Origin of the sequence: Alteromonas sp. IB21, assembly GCF_016405965.1 — a bacterium.
Taxonomy (GTDB): domain Bacteria; phylum Pseudomonadota; class Gammaproteobacteria; order Enterobacterales; family Alteromonadaceae; genus Alteromonas.
Genome location: NZ_JAEFCD010000008.1, coordinates 39,991 through 55,352 on the forward strand (window position 1 = coordinate 39,991; position 15,362 = coordinate 55,352).

General features: G+C 45.7%; 15 protein-coding genes. 5 read left to right on the forward strand and 10 right to left on the reverse strand.

Going from position 1 to position 15,362, the window contains the following annotated elements:
• Positions 1-7 precede the first annotated feature (7 nt).
• Positions 8-2,422 carry a penicillin acylase family protein gene (locus JC525_RS07355; protein ID WP_198815239.1) on the forward strand — a complete coding sequence of 805 codons (2,415 nt, stop codon included), beginning with the start codon at positions 8-10 and terminating at the stop codon, positions 2,420-2,422.
• Complete coding sequence (gene ybaK, locus JC525_RS07360; protein WP_198815240.1) at positions 2,419-2,889, forward strand: Cys-tRNA(Pro) deacylase; 471 nt, start codon at positions 2,419-2,421, stop codon at positions 2,887-2,889. Before JC525_RS07355 ends, ybaK begins: the two co-directional genes overlap by 4 nt.
• A 70-nt stretch (positions 2,890-2,959) precedes the next feature.
• On the opposite strand, the gene JC525_RS07365 is transcribed toward ybaK, so the two are convergent.
• From JC525_RS07365 to thrS, 10 genes are all read right to left on the reverse strand, one after another.
• Positions 2,960-3,553 (reverse strand): hypothetical protein, encoded by a 594-nt coding sequence (locus JC525_RS07365; protein ID WP_198815241.1) that lies wholly within the window; start codon positions 3,551-3,553, stop codon positions 2,960-2,962.
• A 9-nt stretch (positions 3,554-3,562) separates the two neighbouring features.
• Positions 3,563-3,859, reverse strand: a complete 297-nt coding sequence (locus JC525_RS07370; protein ID WP_198815242.1) for a hypothetical protein — start codon at positions 3,857-3,859, stop codon at positions 3,563-3,565.
• A 287-nt stretch (positions 3,860-4,146) separates the two neighbouring features.
• The gene (locus tag JC525_RS07375) at positions 4,147-4,692 is read right to left on the reverse strand and encodes a hypothetical protein (RefSeq protein WP_198815243.1); all 546 of its coding nucleotides are present in this window, start codon (positions 4,690-4,692) and stop codon (positions 4,147-4,149) included.
• Between the two features lie 118 nt (positions 4,693-4,810).
• On the reverse strand, positions 4,811-5,110 hold the full coding sequence (ihfA, locus tag JC525_RS07380) for an integration host factor subunit alpha (protein ID WP_012518129.1): 300 nt from the start codon (positions 5,108-5,110) through the stop codon (positions 4,811-4,813).
• A 3-nt stretch (positions 5,111-5,113) separates the two neighbouring features.
• On the reverse strand, positions 5,114-7,501 hold the full coding sequence (pheT, locus tag JC525_RS07385; protein ID WP_198815244.1) for a phenylalanine--tRNA ligase subunit beta: 2,388 nt from the start codon (positions 7,499-7,501) through the stop codon (positions 5,114-5,116).
• Positions 7,502-7,515: 14 nt separating this feature from the next.
• Positions 7,516-8,496: a phenylalanine--tRNA ligase subunit alpha gene (pheS, locus tag JC525_RS07390; protein WP_015066912.1), complete on the reverse strand. Its 981-nt coding sequence runs from the start codon at positions 8,494-8,496 to the stop codon at positions 7,516-7,518.
• 271 nt (positions 8,497-8,767) lie between these two features.
• The gene (gene rplT, locus JC525_RS07395) at positions 8,768-9,124 is read right to left on the reverse strand and encodes a 50S ribosomal protein L20 (protein WP_012518092.1); all 357 of its coding nucleotides are present in this window, start codon (positions 9,122-9,124) and stop codon (positions 8,768-8,770) included.
• 18 nt (positions 9,125-9,142) lie between these two features.
• Positions 9,143-9,340, reverse strand: coding sequence for a 50S ribosomal protein L35 (gene rpmI / locus JC525_RS07400; RefSeq protein WP_012518091.1), 198 nt, complete (start codon positions 9,338-9,340; stop codon positions 9,143-9,145).
• A gap of 117 nt (positions 9,341-9,457) precedes the next feature.
• Positions 9,458-9,997, reverse strand: coding sequence for a translation initiation factor IF-3 (gene infC / locus JC525_RS07405; RefSeq protein ID WP_105930956.1), 540 nt, complete (start codon positions 9,995-9,997; stop codon positions 9,458-9,460).
• Positions 9,998-10,110: 113 nt separating this feature from the next.
• A complete protein-coding gene (gene thrS / locus JC525_RS07410; RefSeq protein ID WP_198815245.1) occupies positions 10,111-12,027 on the reverse strand; it encodes a threonine--tRNA ligase in 1,917 nt (638 codons plus the stop codon).
• A gap of 428 nt (positions 12,028-12,455) precedes the next feature.
• On the opposite strand from thrS, the gene JC525_RS07415 reads away from it, so the two are divergent.
• Genes JC525_RS07415 through JC525_RS07425 form a run of 3 tightly spaced genes read left to right on the forward strand, consistent with a single transcriptional unit; the run spans position 12,456 to position 15,210 of the window.
• Positions 12,456-13,340: a fructosamine kinase family protein gene (locus JC525_RS07415; protein ID WP_198815246.1), complete on the forward strand. Its 885-nt coding sequence runs from the start codon at positions 12,456-12,458 to the stop codon at positions 13,338-13,340.
• Between the two features lie 50 nt (positions 13,341-13,390).
• A complete protein-coding gene (locus JC525_RS07420; RefSeq protein ID WP_198815247.1) occupies positions 13,391-14,140 on the forward strand; it encodes a pteridine reductase in 750 nt (249 codons plus the stop codon).
• Positions 14,137-15,210: a DUF3080 family protein gene (locus JC525_RS07425; protein WP_198815248.1), complete on the forward strand. Its 1,074-nt coding sequence runs from the start codon at positions 14,137-14,139 to the stop codon at positions 15,208-15,210. Before JC525_RS07420 ends, JC525_RS07425 begins: the two co-directional genes overlap by 4 nt.
• The last annotated feature ends 152 nt before the right edge of the window (positions 15,211-15,362 follow it).

Sequence of the window (15,362 nt, forward strand, 5' to 3'; positions counted from 1 at the left end):
TTTACACGTGATTAATTGGATCAAGTGGTTGGTTTTAGGTGTTTTTACCCTACTTTCTCTGGCCGCTATTGCGGTTTATATTTCACTACGCTTAAGTCTTCCCGCACTTGATGGCAATAGCGCGACTTATCACGTGGTTGCTCCTACAGAATTAAGTCGCGATAACCTGGGTCAGGCCGTTATAAACGCTAACGATATTTTTGATGCCGCCTACGCTCTTGGTTTTGCTCATGCGCAAGACAGGTTCTTCCAGATGGACCTTCAGCGTCGCGCTGCATCAGGCAATTTGTCTCAATGGGTAGGAGAAATAGCCCTAGATATCGACAAAAAAGCGCGCTTTCATCAGTTCGAGCAACGGGCAAAGGTCGTATTTGAAAATCTACCGGCAAGACAGCAGGACTTACTTGTTCGTTATGCACACGGCGTAAACGAAGGGCTTTCGGAGTTCACTTTACCCCCGTTCGAATATTTGGCAGCAGGCGTTGAAATTAAGCAGTGGCAACCTACCGATAGCATATTGGTTATCTATAGCATGTACCTCGATTTACAGGGTAGCCAGGTAGAGTTTGACCTTGCCAGAGAAGCCCTGCTCAATACCTTTGGTGAAGAAGTTTATAATTTCATTACGCAGCCAAGCAATTACCAAGCAGCGTTGGATGCCAGTGAAATTCCCCTGCTCGAGGCTGCGGCCCCTATCTATCCGGCTATTCTTCGCTCTCCCACTGATATCATGGACACTAGTAGCAACAGCAACACTAGCCAACAGAGCCAAGCAAAAGAAGGTATAACACCAGAGATTTCTCAAAGCCCAACTACCATAAATACTGCGATTGCCAGAGCTCAATACAATGGCACCGAACTGCCCGATATCGGCAGCAACAACTGGGCAGTCACAGGGGCGTATACCGCAACTGGCGCCGGCCTTTTGGCTAATGATATGCACTTGGGCCTTCGAGTACCCATCATTTGGTATCGCGCGCAGCTTAATTACCAAGAGTCAGGGAGCGATGTTCAGGTTACCGGCGTATCGCTACCCGGGCTTCCTGGAATTGTTGTAGGAACCAACGGTCATATTGCGTGGGGCTTTACCAATGCCAACTTAGACAATGTGGATTGGATTGAGTTAGACGAAGGCACCAAAACGAAAACCATCACAGAGCGAATTCCCCTTCCCGACGGCGAACATGAATTTACGCTACAAATCAGTGATTTTGGCCCCGTAAAAGAGGTAAACGGAAAACGTTACGCGCTTAACTGGGTTGCACATCACCCGTTTGCGGCCAACTTAAGCATTGTGAACTTCGGTACCGCCAAAACCGTTGAAGCTGCCATGAAAGTTGCCAAGCGTATAGCCATACCAACTCAAAACCTCGTGATTGTTGATGAAAATGGCAGTGCCTCATGGCAGCCTGGGGGCGCAGTTATGGCAAGAGAACAAGCCTCATTTACAGCAATAAGCGAGGCCTCAGCAAACACCTCCCCTAAACAAGCAGAGAATTTACCCCAGGTTATCAACCCTGATGCGGGGCGAATATGGACAGCAAACGCACGAGTGATCTCAAGTGAAGATTTTAAAACATGGGGCGGCGGCGGCTATGCGCTCGGTGCGCGTGGTCAACAAATAAGAGACCGACTGTTTGAAAAAGACACGTTCAGTGAAACCGACTTCTACGCTATTCAACTTGATAACCACGCCCGCTTTCTTATTCCATGGCAACATCTGTTATATGGTTTGCTCAACATGAAAGATGTGGAGTTTAAGCCAGACCTTGCTTATTTAAACACATGGAAAGAATGTGCCTGCGAAGACTCTGTAGGCTACACGTTGGTTAAACATTTCAGGCAAGAGGTAATACAAACCTTATTCGGCGACATACTCTCAAAACTAGATGAGAAGGGTGTAAACAGCCGTACTCTGCTGCGGGGCATCGAACCCGCAACATGGCAACTTATTTATAGCCAACCCGACTCTTGGCTGCCTGCCGACACTGAAACCTTCGACGAACTACTTGTTGATGCCTACAGACGAGCTAAACACAAACTGCTCGATAAATACTCGCCTGTAGAAGCTGACATGGAAACACTAGCATGGGGCAAGGTTAACGCCCTTTCAGTTGAGCACCCTTTTGCTAAACAAATTCCCTTGGTAGGAAACTTGTTAAACATGGAAAAAGTAGAAGGTTTCGGCGATACCTACATGCCTGCTGTGCAGGCACCTAGCTTTGGCGCATCTGAACGGTTTTTTGTGAGCCCAGGGCATTTAGACGATGCCATTCTAACATTACCCGGCGGCCAGTCTGGCCACCCGCTGTCAAAATTTTTTACAGCAGGCTTTAACGACTATGCCACCCATGCGGCAACGCCTCTTCTACCCAGCGAACCTGTTCACCGCCGCACTTTTTATAAAAAAGAAACTGAATGACACCTGCAATTACACTGCTGAACAAGAAACGTATTGCCCATAAGGTTTTAAAGTATGAGCACGACGCTAATGCGGCTTCGTACGGGCTAGAAGCCGTTGAAAAACTTAGCCTTGATGCCGAAACTGTATTTAAAACCTTAGTGGTTAGCACAGACACTAATAAACTGGCTGTCGCCGTTGTACCGGTAAACACCAAGCTAAGTGAAAAGAAAATGGCAAAAGCATTAGGTGTAAAAAAAGTAGAAATGGCGCAGGTCAACGCGGTGATGGTAGCAACAGGTTATGTGCTAGGTGGCGTTAGCCCATTAGGGCAAAAAAAACGGTTAGCCAGCGTTATTCACAAAAGCGCTGAAAGCCTTTCAACTATTCACGTTAGTGCGGGAAAACGAGGGTTAGAAGTGGCGCTTTCTCCCACCGACTTAGCAGTACTTACCGGTGCTAAGTTTGCGGATATCTCGGTAGGTTAGTTGAGTTAATTTAATGTCAACACTTAGTGTATTGGCAACTTAACCAAAGACCAACATTCAAGGCGTTTAATTATGCAACTGCCGCCATTATATTTCTTAGGTTCGTAATTGGTTTTAGTCTTTTTTTAACTAGCACATCGTCGTTGATCTTTAAAATAATACCTTTAAGTAAGTCAGTTGTGTTTTCTATATGCGTTAGTGATTTAAGGTGCTCAATGTCTTCGAAAATTTTGCGTCCTTTTAACGACAAACGCTTCTCTGATTTGCCCGTTGCCAAATCACTTTGGAGGTAATTCGCTATTTTTTTCGCTGACTTTTCATCTTCAGACAATGTGTGAATGTAATATTTCATCATGCTTGGAACAAAATCTGTAGTTGCACCAATTTCCAAGGTCGCCAAATTCAGTATGTCGATCAAATGGGCAGGTAATCGCCCTTCAACAGGTTTGCGCTTAGCTTCATATTGGCGTTTAACTGCAGGTGTGGATTGATGGGGCAACACGGTCACGCTGTTACACTTGTCACACACTCCCACCAAGACATTTTTCACTATCCCTCTCCCATCACTGAAAGGAACATCCCTTAACTGAAATGTTGCATTTTCAAATGATTGGCAATGATTACATGCCGCTTTTTGCGACTCGCCCACTTTGAAAATTTTCATACCTTTTCCTCAATGATGAACGCTTATAAAAACGCTATTCGGCTCTACGAAATACCATTTAACGTACCAACTCTGACCGGCTTGATTGGTCTTGATTATGTGCACCGTAATACTGGCATCAAAATGATGAGGGCTGGAAGAATAATCGTTCCCTCGACTTCGACCTATGACTACAGCGACCTCCTCAAGTGACACTTGCCCAATTGCCAATAAATTTTTAACGTCGATGTCGTTTCTCTGCTCATGAGAAATGCGTCCCTTATTCAAGCAGTCGATGACCTGCCGCTTTACTTCCCTATACCCCATAAGACACCCAACAATGTACGACAATTAGCGTACACATTCAATTTAATTTTCAACAAATATATAGTATGGAAAGTGGAGAAGACTATGAAGTTGGTCTAGGGTATAGTTTTTAGAGGTTTAAAATTTGATTCTAATACGACCAGCAGCCAGGCCGTGATATGCAGGTAAAATTTAGTTTTATAGATTAACTACTTACAGCGAGTTGCAGCCATTACAACGCAGAGTTGTGAATGCGGTGGAAAGGCGAGATAGACTACTCTATAGAGAAGAGTAGCCCTAAAAGCTGCCTACTTACTCGCTTGCGCTAGCCACTGCTTGCGTGCTTCTTCAAGTGCTGCTTCATCGGGCTGCTCACTACCCGAAATAGCTACAGCAATTTGCTGAATAATTGCATCGCGCTTCTCAATTAGCGCATCGGTGCGAGGGAATAAGTCTTTGGCTTCAGGGTATTGGGCTTTTAGCGGCTCTACGTCTTCCAATGCGTAATAGCGAGCTTCAAACGCTTCGTTATACAACTGACGTTTAGCATTGAAAATCACATAGTCTTTCGCGGTATCTGAACGCAGGTAGTCCATATCTTCTGAAGATAAATTAGCGGCCTGCCCTACTTCACGGGCTTGTTTCATCCAAGAGTCTACCCCTTCGGCGTTTTCGTTTTTCACCGCCTGCTTAACACCTTCTTGTAAATCGCTGGCGTGAAGAATTTCCATTACCGTAATTAATGGCACTTCAGCTGCGCTCTGGTCACGTTGGTCGGCATCTAGCGACAAATAAGCAAACCAAGAAAAAACAGCGGCGATAACAATAGCAAGAACAACAAGTGCTTTTTTCACACTTTCCTCCAAACAGATTGCATATGAAATTCAGTGCGGGTGCACTGTTAAAAAAGAAGCAATACAAAAAAAGAGCGAGAGACCTCGCTCTTTTTTCAATATTGTAACGACCTAAAGATTATTGGTCGACAGGCTCAGAGTTTTCAACTCGGCTTTTTAATTTTTGACCCGGGCGGAAGGTTACCACTCGACGCGCTTTAATAGGAATGTCTTCACCGGTTTTAGGATTACGGCCAGGACGTTCGTTCTTATCACGCAGGTCAAAGTTGCCAAAACCTGACAGTTTTACTTGCTCACCAGATTCCAGAGCGCCTTTAATCTCTTCGAAAAAAAGCTCTACCAGATCTTTTGCATCACGCTTGTTAATGCCTAGTTTCTCGAATAGGTGTTCAGCCATCTCGGCTTTGGTCAATGCCATAGTTTACTCTCTTAACGCGGCCCCAAACTCAGATTCCAGACCTTTAACCACAGTATCTACGGCTTGCTGAATTTCAGCTTCTTCCAAGGTTTTATCCGGATCTTGTAAATGAAGTGACAAAGCAAGGCTCTTGTAGCCTGGCTCAATTCCCTTGCCTTTGTACTCATCGAACAAGTTTAGAGCAACTAGTTGATTTACGCCAATTTTTTCTATGTAAGAAAGTACATTTCCTACACGCACTTCATCTTTAACCGTGATAGCAATATCACGACGGTTTGATGGGAAGCGCGATACTGGTACGGCTGACGGTAAATTGCGTTCAGTAATGGCATCTACCACCAGTTCGAACACAAATACACGGCCGTTAACACCAAGCAATTTAGTAAACTGCGGGTGTATAGCACCAATATAGCCAACTTCTTCATCATTAAGCAAAATTTTTGCAGTCATACCAGGGTGTAACGCGCTGTGCTGCCCTGTTACGAATTGGAACTCACCGGTTTTACCTGTAAGCGCCAGTAGCGCTTCAACGTCTGCTTTTGCATCGAAGAAATCAACCGGGCTGTCGCCCAAGTCCCAATGTTCTTCATTACGACGCCCTGCTACTACACCACCAATTACTTGTTGTTGCAATACACCATTTGGCGCATCTTGTTGAGGAATAAAGCGTAATCCTGTTTCGAACAGGCGAACGCGCTGTTGCTGACGCTTCTGATTATACGCAGTAGCACCCAATAAACCTGGCCATAAACTAACGCGCATTATCGACATATCAGATGAAATTGGGTGTGGTAATACCATGCCCTTCACATCTGGGAATAACGCGTTTTGTATTTTCGGGTCTACAAACGAGTAAGTAATCGCTTCATTGTAGCCACGGCTTAATAGCAACGACTTCATGGTATTTAGCGGCAGCTTGGCTTCCTGAGAAGGCAACATGGCCAAGGTGGCTTGTGGCGCAACGTTTGGAATGTTGTTGTAGCCGTAAACACGCGCAATTTCTTCAATCAAATCTTCTTCAATTGAAATATCGAAACGATAGCTTGGCGCAACCGCTTCCCAACCTGCTTCGGTTTGCGTTACGTCTAAACCAAGGCGAGTAAGCATTTCCGTTACTTTTGCATCGTCAATGCTAATACCTAGCACGCGAGCTAAGCGTTCGCGACGAAGCGTAACCGTTGCTTGCTTAGGTAGCTTGTCTTCAGCCACGGCTTCAACCACAGGGCCAGCTTTACCACCACAAATTTCTAGAACTAGTGCAGTAGCGCGCTCCATAGCTTTACGCTGTAGCTGTGGGTCTACTCCACGCTCGTAACGGTGCGACGCATCGGTGTGCAAACCATACTGACGAGCGCGGCCCATAATCGCATCGCGACTAAAGAACGCACTTTCAAGCAAGATATCTTGAGTCTCGTCTGTTACACCAGAGTGAAGGCCGCCGAAAATACCCGCCATCGCTAACGCTTTGTTGTCATCAGCAATAACTAACGTATTGCTTTGCAGCTTAGCTTCGGTTTCGTCAAGCAGCGTCAGCGTTTCGCCTTCATTCGCCATACGCACGTTAATGTTGCCTTCAATGCTGGCAAGGTTAAACGCGTGCATTGGCTGGCCAAGCTCTAGCAATACAAAGTTAGTCACATCTACAATGGGGTCTATACTGCGAATACCACAGCGACGAAGCTTTTCAACTAACCACAGTGGCGATGCCGCATTTACGTTAACGCCTTTAACCACACGGCCTAAGTAACGGGGGCATGCGTCATCAGCGCTTAACGTAATTGATAATTTATCATCAATAGTCGCCTCTACCGCTGCTACTTCGGGCTCGCACACGTCAAGGTTATTTAGTACACCAACTTCACGAGCAATACCGCGAATACCCAAACAGTCTGCACGGTTTGGTGTAAGGTCTACTTCAATGGCGTTGTCGTCAAGACCAAGGTAATCGCGAATATCTTCGCCAATAGGTGAATCGGCTGGAAGCTCGATAATACCGTCGTGGTCGTCGCTAATACCTAGCTCAGAGAAGCTACATAGCATGCCGAATGATGGCTCGCCGCGAAGCTTCGCTTTCTTAATTTTAAAATCGCCTGGCAACACAGCGCCAACAACCGCGACCGCTACTTTAATGCCCTGACGGCAGTTAGGCGCACCACAAACGATATCAAGTAGCTCATCGCCACCTACGTTAATTTTGGTTACGCGCAGTTTGTCGGCGTTCGGGTGCTGACCGCACTCCACTACTTCACCTACTAGCACGCCTTTAAAATCGCCCGCTACTGGCTCAACGCCGTCTACTTCCAGGCCAGCCATGCTCAACTGTTCAGACAGCTCATGTGCCGACAGCGACGGGTTAACCCACTCTCTTAACCATTTTTCACTGAATTTCATGTGTACTCTCTGCCTTAGTTGAACTGCTTAAGGAAACGAAGATCGTTTTCAAAGAACGCGCGCAAGTCGTTAACACCGTAACGAAGCATAGTTAAACGCTCTACGCCCATACCAAAGGCAAAACCTGTGTACTCTTCAGGGTCGATACCCACAGCTTTAAGTACATTTGGGTGCACCATGCCGCAGCCTAGTACTTCAAGCCACTGACCGTTTTTACCCATAACATCTACCTCAGCTGAAGGCTCTGTAAACGGGAAGTACGACGGACGGAAGCGAATTTCTAGTGACTCTTCAAAGAAGTGATGTAGGAAGTCGTGCAAAATACCTTTAAGGTCGGTAAAGCTAACGTTCTTATCAACCATTAAACCTTCCACCTGGTGGAACATTGGCGTATGGGTTTGATCGTAATCGTTACGGTAAACGCGCCCTGGCGAGATAATACGCAACGGCGGCTTTTCCGCTTCCATAGTACGAATTTGAACACCAGAGGTTTGCGTACGAAGCATCATGTCTGGGTTAAAATAGAAGGTATCGTGATCGGCACGCGCTGGATGATTCGCAGGAATGTTCAGTGCGTCGAAGTTATGAAAACCATCTTCAATTTCAGGGCCGGTTTTAACAGAGAAACCAAGCTCACCAAAGAAAGATTCAATACGCGCAATAGTGCGGCTAACCGGGTGCAAGTTACCTGGCTTTTCAGTGCGACCAGGCAAAGTTACATCAATGGCTTCTTCGGCTAGCTTTTTGTTAAGCTCTTCAGTGCGTAAAAACTCACCTTTTGCAGAAATAGCTTGCTGAATAACCTGCTTAGCTTGGTTAATCTTTTGGCCTGCGGCAGGACGTTCTTCGTTCGATAACTTTCCAAGCCCTTTAAGTAAGTCGGTAAGTTTACCTTTCTTACCCATGAATTCGACCCTAACTTGGTCTAATGTGGCTGCATCTTGTGCAGCGTCAATCTGGCTTTGTGCCTGATTGATAATAGCGTCAAGCTCCATGTTTTCCTCAATTTACATGATGACTGCATGGCCAAAGCATAGGAAGAATTTTTCTGTGCGCTAAGGCTTGCCTGAAATAAAAGCGGTAGTTTACACGAGTGACAGATACAAGGGCTAGCCTATATGGCTGATATTGACAAATTTTCTTGTAAAAGATGCTATTTGAAAGACGTTGTCTAAGCGTTTGAAGAAAACAGAGGCGAGAAAACGAAAAAAGGCGAGCATCCTGCTCGCCTTTTTCCGAAAGAACTTAAACTTAATTAGTTAATAATTAAGCTAATGCGCCTTTAGCCGCTTCGACTAATGCGCTGAAAGCTGCTTTGTCATGTACTGCGATGTCGGCAAGGATCTTACGATCGATTTCAACAGACGCTTTCTTCAAACCGTTAATGAAACGGCTGTATGACATACCATTTTGACGAGCAGCAGCATTAATACGTGCAATCCATAGTTGACGGAATTGACGCTTGCGCTGACGACGGTCACGATAAGCATATTGACCAGCTTTAGTTACAGCTTGTACCGCTACGCGATATACACGTGAACGTGCGCCGTAATAACCTTTTGCCTGCTTGAGGACTTTTTTGTGACGAGCACGTGCGATAGTGCCGCGTTTTACTCTAGCCATTAATCAGTCTCCTAAGTCTTATACGTAAGGCAACATGCGCTGAACCAATTTGGTATCAGAGTCATGAACCAGTTTTTTGCCACGAAGGTGACGTTTACGCTTAGAGCTCTTCTTAGTCAAAATGTGACGTAAGTGAGACTGTTTGCTTTTAAAGCGGCCAGAACCCGTTTTCTTGAAACGCTTGGCGGCACCGCTTACAGTTTTCATTTTAGGCATTGCTAAAACTCCGCATTGTTAATATCGGTATTTATTGTGTTGCAGTCACGTCATACCGGTTAATGTTTAGCAGCAAGGTGTTTAAGGGTGCAGATTCCTTAAAACTTTAGACCGTTACTACTTCTTATTTGGGGCGAGCACCATGATCATCTGACGGCCTTCCACACGACGTGGGAAAGACTCGCATGTAGCGACTTCTTCTAAATCCGTTTTAACGCGGTTTAGTAGGTCGATACCGATGTCTTGGTGCGCCATTTCACGTCCGCGGAAACGGATCGTAACTTTGGCTTTATCACCACCTTCAAGAAAGCGACGCAGGTTGCGCAGTTTGACCTGGTAATCGCCTTCATCAGTGCCAGGGCGAAATTTAATCTCCTTGACCTGAATTTGCTTCTGTTTTTTCTTCTGCTCTTTTTGAGCTTTACTTTTTTCGAAGAGGAATTTGCCATAGTCCATAACTTTACAGACTGGCGGCTCGGCATTCGGACTGATTTCTACTAGATCTAGGCTCGCTTCTTCAGCGGCACGCGTAGCATCTGCTAGCGAAACCACACCAACCTGTTCACCGTCTTTGCCAATTAATCTTACTTCTCTGGCTTTAATCTCATCGTTAATGCGGGCTTTGTCGCCCTGAGCCTTATTGTTAGCGCCTTTAATGTGCTATTCCTCCAAACATTTAATTCTTCTGCCTGCTTTTGGGTGATTCGTATGAATCGGAAAATAAAACCAAAAGCAGACACCTTGTTGTGCATTATACACAAATTGCTCAACTATTTAATTGTCTTTTCTACAACTTCTTGTTGAGCCATGGCAATAAAGTCTTCTAGGCGCATTTTGCCTAGGTCGTCACCGCGGCGAGAGCGCACTGCTACTTCACCCGCTTCCATTTCTTTATCGCCCACAACTAGCATATATGGAATACGCTTTAATGTGTGCTCGCGGATTTTAAAGCCGATCTTCTCATTTCGCAAGTCAGACTTTGCTCTAAACCCTAAATCGTGCAGTTTTTTTACACAATCTGATGCATATTCAGCTTGTTTGTCAGTAATGTTCATTACCACAACTTGCTGAGGTGCCAACCACAGTGGGAAGAAGCCTGCGAATTCTTCGGTTAAAATACCGATGAAACGCTCAAGTGAACCCAAAATAGCGCGGTGAATCATTACCGGCACTTTGCGCTCACCGTCTTCAGCTACATAAGTTGAACCCAAGCGACCTGGCATTGAGAAATCTAGCTGTACGGTTCCGCACTGCCATGCACGGTCTAAGCAATCGTGCAGTGTAAACTCAATTTTCGGTCCGTAGAACGCACCTTCTCCAGGCTGATAATCGAACTCGATGTCATTGGCTTTAAGTGCATCCGCAAGCGCAGCTTCTGATTTGTCCCAAATCTCGTCAGCACCTACACGCTTTTCTGGGCGAGTAGATAATTTGACTTTGATGTTTTCGAAACCAAACGCAGCGTATGTCTCATACACCATTTTAATACAGCCACTTACCTCATCTAGGATCTGTTCTTCTGTACAAAAGATATGAGCATCGTCTTGGGTAAAACCACGAACACGCATAAGACCGTGAAGTGCACCCGATGGTTCATTTCGGTGACAACAGCCAAACTCAGCCATACGAAGCGGTAAGTCGCGGTACGATTTCAAACCTTGGTTGAAAATTTGTACGTGGCCTGGGCAGTTCATTGGCTTAACGGCATATTCACGCTTTTCAGACTCAGTGGTGAACATGTTTTCAGCGTACTTGTCCCAGTGACCTGATTTTTCCCACAAAGAGCGGTCCATCATTAATGGGCCTTTTACTTCGTCGTAGCCATATTCACGCAGCTTTTTACGCACGTAGCCTTCTAGCTCGGTGTAAATAGACCAGCCATCGTTGTGCCAAAATACCATGCCCGGCGCTTCTTCTTGCCAATGGAACAGATTAAGCGCTTTACCGATTTTACGGTGGTCGCGCTTTTCAGCTTCTTCTAAGCGCTGTAAGTAAGAATTGAGTTGCTTCTTGTCAGCCCACGCTGTGCCGTAGATACGCTGTAGCATTTTGTTGTCGCTGTCGCCACGCCAGTATGCGCCTGCTACTTTCATAAGTTTGAAATGATGGCAGAACTTCATGTTAGGAACGTGCGGGCCACGACACATATCGGTGTATTCATCGTGGTGATAAAGTGCTGGGCGGTCGTCCTTACTGATGTTTTCATCGAGGATTTCCATTTTGTAGCTTTCGCCGCGCGCTTCAAACGCATCGCGAGCGTCTTGCCAGCTCACTTTATTCTTAACTACGTTGTAATTGGTTTTCGCCAATTCAAGCATACGCTTTTCTAATTTGGCTAAATCTTCCTGGGTCAGGCTCTCTTCCATATCAACGTCATAGTAAAAGCCGTTGTCGATAACTGGGCCGATAGCCATTTTGGTGTTAGGCCAAAGTTGTTTGATAGCGTGGCCTAACAAGTGCGCACAGCTGTGACGAAGAATTTCTAAACCTTCATCGTCTTTTGCAGTGATAATTTGAAGTTGTGCGTCTGCGTCAATCATATCAACGGCGTCTACTAACTCGCCGTTTACTTTTCCTGCAATGGTTGCTTTGGCTAAACCAGGGCCAATGTCGTTTGCAACCTCTAGTACAGAAACAGCGTTATCGAAAGCGCGTTGGCTTCCATCAGGAAGGGTAATTACAGGCATTTTAATTCCTTTACAGTGGTGACGCCTACTCTGCGCCACATGCATCTTTTTGAAAAAGTTAATTGTGCGCGTTGGCACTCGTACGTTGCTCTACGTAAAAGCAAGGGGTGGATTATAACTAGTGTAGGGGCAACTTCAATATTCAAGAGCCGTGTTTAGCTAAATAATGCCTGTTCGCTCTTTAAAATAAAAATTTTGGATTCGGATTTGTGCATTTGTTGTTTTCTTATCCCATACTTCAAATAAATGCGAAAAGTCTTTCTGACGCTATGCTTATGTGGTGATTTTTTGTATCTGACGATTGCAGAAATACCTTGGTCGCACTTATTTGTGAAATGGAACTCACTACTTATGAAAACGAAATCAGTGAAAATTAAAACCTGTTAAAAACCTAAGCCTGTTAAACACAGTGCGTACAGAGCGTTTATATGTGGCATTTTATTAGCGAGCATATTTCAGACGAAACACAGCAATTTTTTAGCTGTCAGAAAGCTGAGCGCGTAAGCGGCGGCGATACCCACGACAGTTTTATTATTAAAGACAGTACACATCGCTATTTTGTTAAAACAAGACGCTACGACGATACGCAGCAACTCTTCCTTGAGGCTGAAGGGCTTAACGCAATAGCAAGCTCACAAACTATTGCTACCCCCCGCGTTATTTGCCACGGCATAACTACTAACGAAACACCCAATATGGAATATTTGGTGCTTTCACATATTCGGTTTGTTGAACCTAGCGCCGAGCGCTACTTTACCCTTGGTCAACAGTTAGCGTCATTGCATGCCCTGAACGCTTACACTAGCTATGGATGGCCTCACGACAATTATATTGGTGTAAACGTGCAAACTAACGGTCGAATGGCGTCATGGGCAGACTTTTTCGCGGAAAAGCGCATTGGCAGTATGCTCGAGCGCTTATCCTCAGCAGGGCTTTGGAGCAAAAAAGAGGGCGATATTGACGGTATTGTTACTCACGTGCGGCACCTGCTTAGCCTGCATCAACCTCACCCTTCACTTTTACACGGCGACTTATGGACGGGAAATGCTGGCTTTAATAGTAAAGGGCCTATTTTGTATGATCCCGCCGTTTACGTAGGGGACCGCGAGACGGATTTAGCCATGGCAGAATTGTTCGGAGGCTTCCCCCAATCTTTCTTTGATGGCTACCATACACATTCGCCTATCGAAAAAAATTACCAATTAAGAAAACCAATCTACCAGCTTTACCATATTTTAAATCACGGGTTATTATTCGGCGCGCATTACATAGCACAAGCAAAACAGCTTTTAGACGATATCTATAGGTCCTAACGACGCTATAACCGCCGAACGCGAATTTGAAATAGAGAGCGACTTAAATTATGACAGACTCAGGCCCTGTTGCACTGATTACCGGGGCAGCGAAGCGTATTGGTGCAGCTATGGCATCGCGATTACACAGCGAAGGCTTTCGCGTGATTATCCACTATGGTCATTCAAAAGACGATGCACACACCCTTGCACAAAAACTCAATGACATCCGCCCCGAGTCTGCCACCTGCTTGCAGGCTAACTTATGCGATAGCGAAGAGGTAAAGGCCCTAAGCGATAATGCAGTAAGCGTGTGGGGACAGCTGGATGTGCTTGTTAACAATGCGTCGAGTTTTTACCCGACTCCAATTGGCAGCATTTCTGAAGATGACTGGCTGTCGTTAGTGGGAAGCAATGTAAAAGGCCCACTGTTTTTATCTCAAGCGTTAGCCCCTGCGCTTAGAAAAACGAAAGGCTGCATTGTTAATATGGTAGACATGCACATTGACCGCCCATTGCCTAAACACAGTGTTTATTTACTGGCGAAGTCTGGGCTTGCTTCGCTCACCCAATCGCTGGCGATAGATTTAGCACCCGACATTCGTGTAAATGGTATAGGTCCTGGCGCAATACTCTGGCCAGAGAGGGAAATGGAAGACGATGAAAAAGACAAGTTGTTGTCGAGTATTCCTTTAGGCGAACTGGGCAAACCTGACGATATTGCTCAAACGCTTTCATTTTTAGTGTCGGCATCTTATGTCACCGGCCAGATTATTTTTGTAGACGGTGGACGTAGCCTATTCACAGGAGCATCGGCATGAAAAAACCTGCGCTTAACGCGGTAATACGTTGCGGTGCTGTTAGCATTGCTGCGCTATCACTGATAGGCTGCTTTGGAGGCACTACCGTCAAACACAGTTTGGAGGACTACGCCGAACGCATTTCCCGAGTACTCGACATGCCTCTGCCGGCGTCATTCGAGAAGGGTATTGTAGCGCCATTACCTAAGTTAACCGACTCAGCTACCCTTAAGCACACTATTGAAGGCATAAGTATAAACTTACGGGAGTTCTATGCGTTACAAGACTGTGAGTTAGGAACTGTGGTGGCAGAGCGCAATACTTCGCTAGGCAAAAGTCAGCTACCTTCACAAAGGTTGGTGCATGAAAGTAAATTGCTTACCGTTTTAAAAGACTGTGAAGCAGCACTCAAAGAGACAGAAAATGATGCCACTACTCAACTCGCCAATACAATCGCGTCTTGGCGCGAACAAAAAACGTTAGATTACGCCAAGACATGGGGAAATCTCATTCAGGCAAGCCAAGAGTTGCGCCTGGCCCTTAATACACCAGAACGCTTGCTATCTGTTGAAAACAATAAAGACGCGTTATCAAGTGTAAACGCGCTGTTCTTCGTAGATACATTAAACAGCGCAGAAAGCCTCGAAAACCCCATTGATAGCACTGAGTTAGAGGAGCAATTGCAAATTATACGCAGTGCGCGTTTACCGGCCACGCTGTGGCAAACACAGCAAACTCTGACCTATGCACTATCTGAACTTACCCCCGTACTGAGCGCCAAGCTTGCTGCTGTGAGTTGCCCTGATGGCAGAGCCAGCGATCAGGCAGAAATTCTGCGCAATGTGTTTTATCTCTTCTTCATCGAGCAAATTCAGCCAGTAGGGAGCTTAGTTAACCAATATCACTACAAGCTTATGCCCTTATGGGATGCGTGGCTTAGTGACCCATCGCTGCATGTCGACCTTAAAGCCTATATCGAATCACAAAGCAAAGAAGGCTTCAAACAATACAGCCAGGCGATGCAAGCGCACGTGGCTCTTTGGCAAGAGTTTTTAGGTCGCTGTAACTTATCGCCTGTTGCCCCTGTCTGATAAAACTCGACGCTATGTTGCACAAAACACATTAAAGAAAACATTGGAAGGCTGTACACAGACGCGTCCAGAGAAGCGCATCACAAGGTAAAGTGACTGGTAAAGCGGTAGGTACAGGTACAGCTATAGAAATCGAAAAGCCGCTGTGAAAG

What these genes read in the sequence shown, in the direction of transcription:
- ybaK (WP_198815240.1), top strand. Translation starts at nt 2,419, where the DNA reads ATGACACCTGCAATTACACTGCTGAACAAGAAACGTATTGCCCATAAG.
- JC525_RS07365 (WP_198815241.1), bottom strand. Translation starts at nt 3,553, where the DNA reads ATGAAAATTTTCAAAGTGGGCGAGTCGCAAAAAGCGGCATGTAATCAT.
- JC525_RS07370 (WP_198815242.1), bottom strand. Translation starts at nt 3,859, where the DNA reads ATGGGGTATAGGGAAGTAAAGCGGCAGGTCATCGACTGCTTGAATAAG.
- ihfA (WP_012518129.1), bottom strand. Translation starts at nt 5,110, where the DNA reads ATGGCATTGACCAAAGCCGAGATGGCTGAACACCTATTCGAGAAACTA.
- pheT (WP_198815244.1), bottom strand. Translation starts at nt 7,501, where the DNA reads ATGAAATTCAGTGAAAAATGGTTAAGAGAGTGGGTTAACCCGTCGCTG.
- pheS (WP_015066912.1), bottom strand. Translation starts at nt 8,496, where the DNA reads ATGGAGCTTGACGCTATTATCAATCAGGCACAAAGCCAGATTGACGCT.
- rplT (WP_012518092.1), bottom strand. Translation starts at nt 9,124, where the DNA reads ATGGCTAGAGTAAAACGCGGCACTATCGCACGTGCTCGTCACAAAAAA.
- rpmI (WP_012518091.1), bottom strand. Translation starts at nt 9,340, where the DNA reads ATGCCTAAAATGAAAACTGTAAGCGGTGCCGCCAAGCGTTTCAAGAAA.
- thrS (WP_198815245.1), bottom strand. Translation starts at nt 12,027, where the DNA reads ATGCCTGTAATTACCCTTCCTGATGGAAGCCAACGCGCTTTCGATAAC.
- JC525_RS07415 (WP_198815246.1), top strand. Translation starts at nt 12,456, where the DNA reads ATGTGGCATTTTATTAGCGAGCATATTTCAGACGAAACACAGCAATTT.
- JC525_RS07420 (WP_198815247.1), top strand. Translation starts at nt 13,391, where the DNA reads ATGACAGACTCAGGCCCTGTTGCACTGATTACCGGGGCAGCGAAGCGT.
- JC525_RS07425 (WP_198815248.1), top strand. Translation starts at nt 14,137, where the DNA reads ATGAAAAAACCTGCGCTTAACGCGGTAATACGTTGCGGTGCTGTTAGC.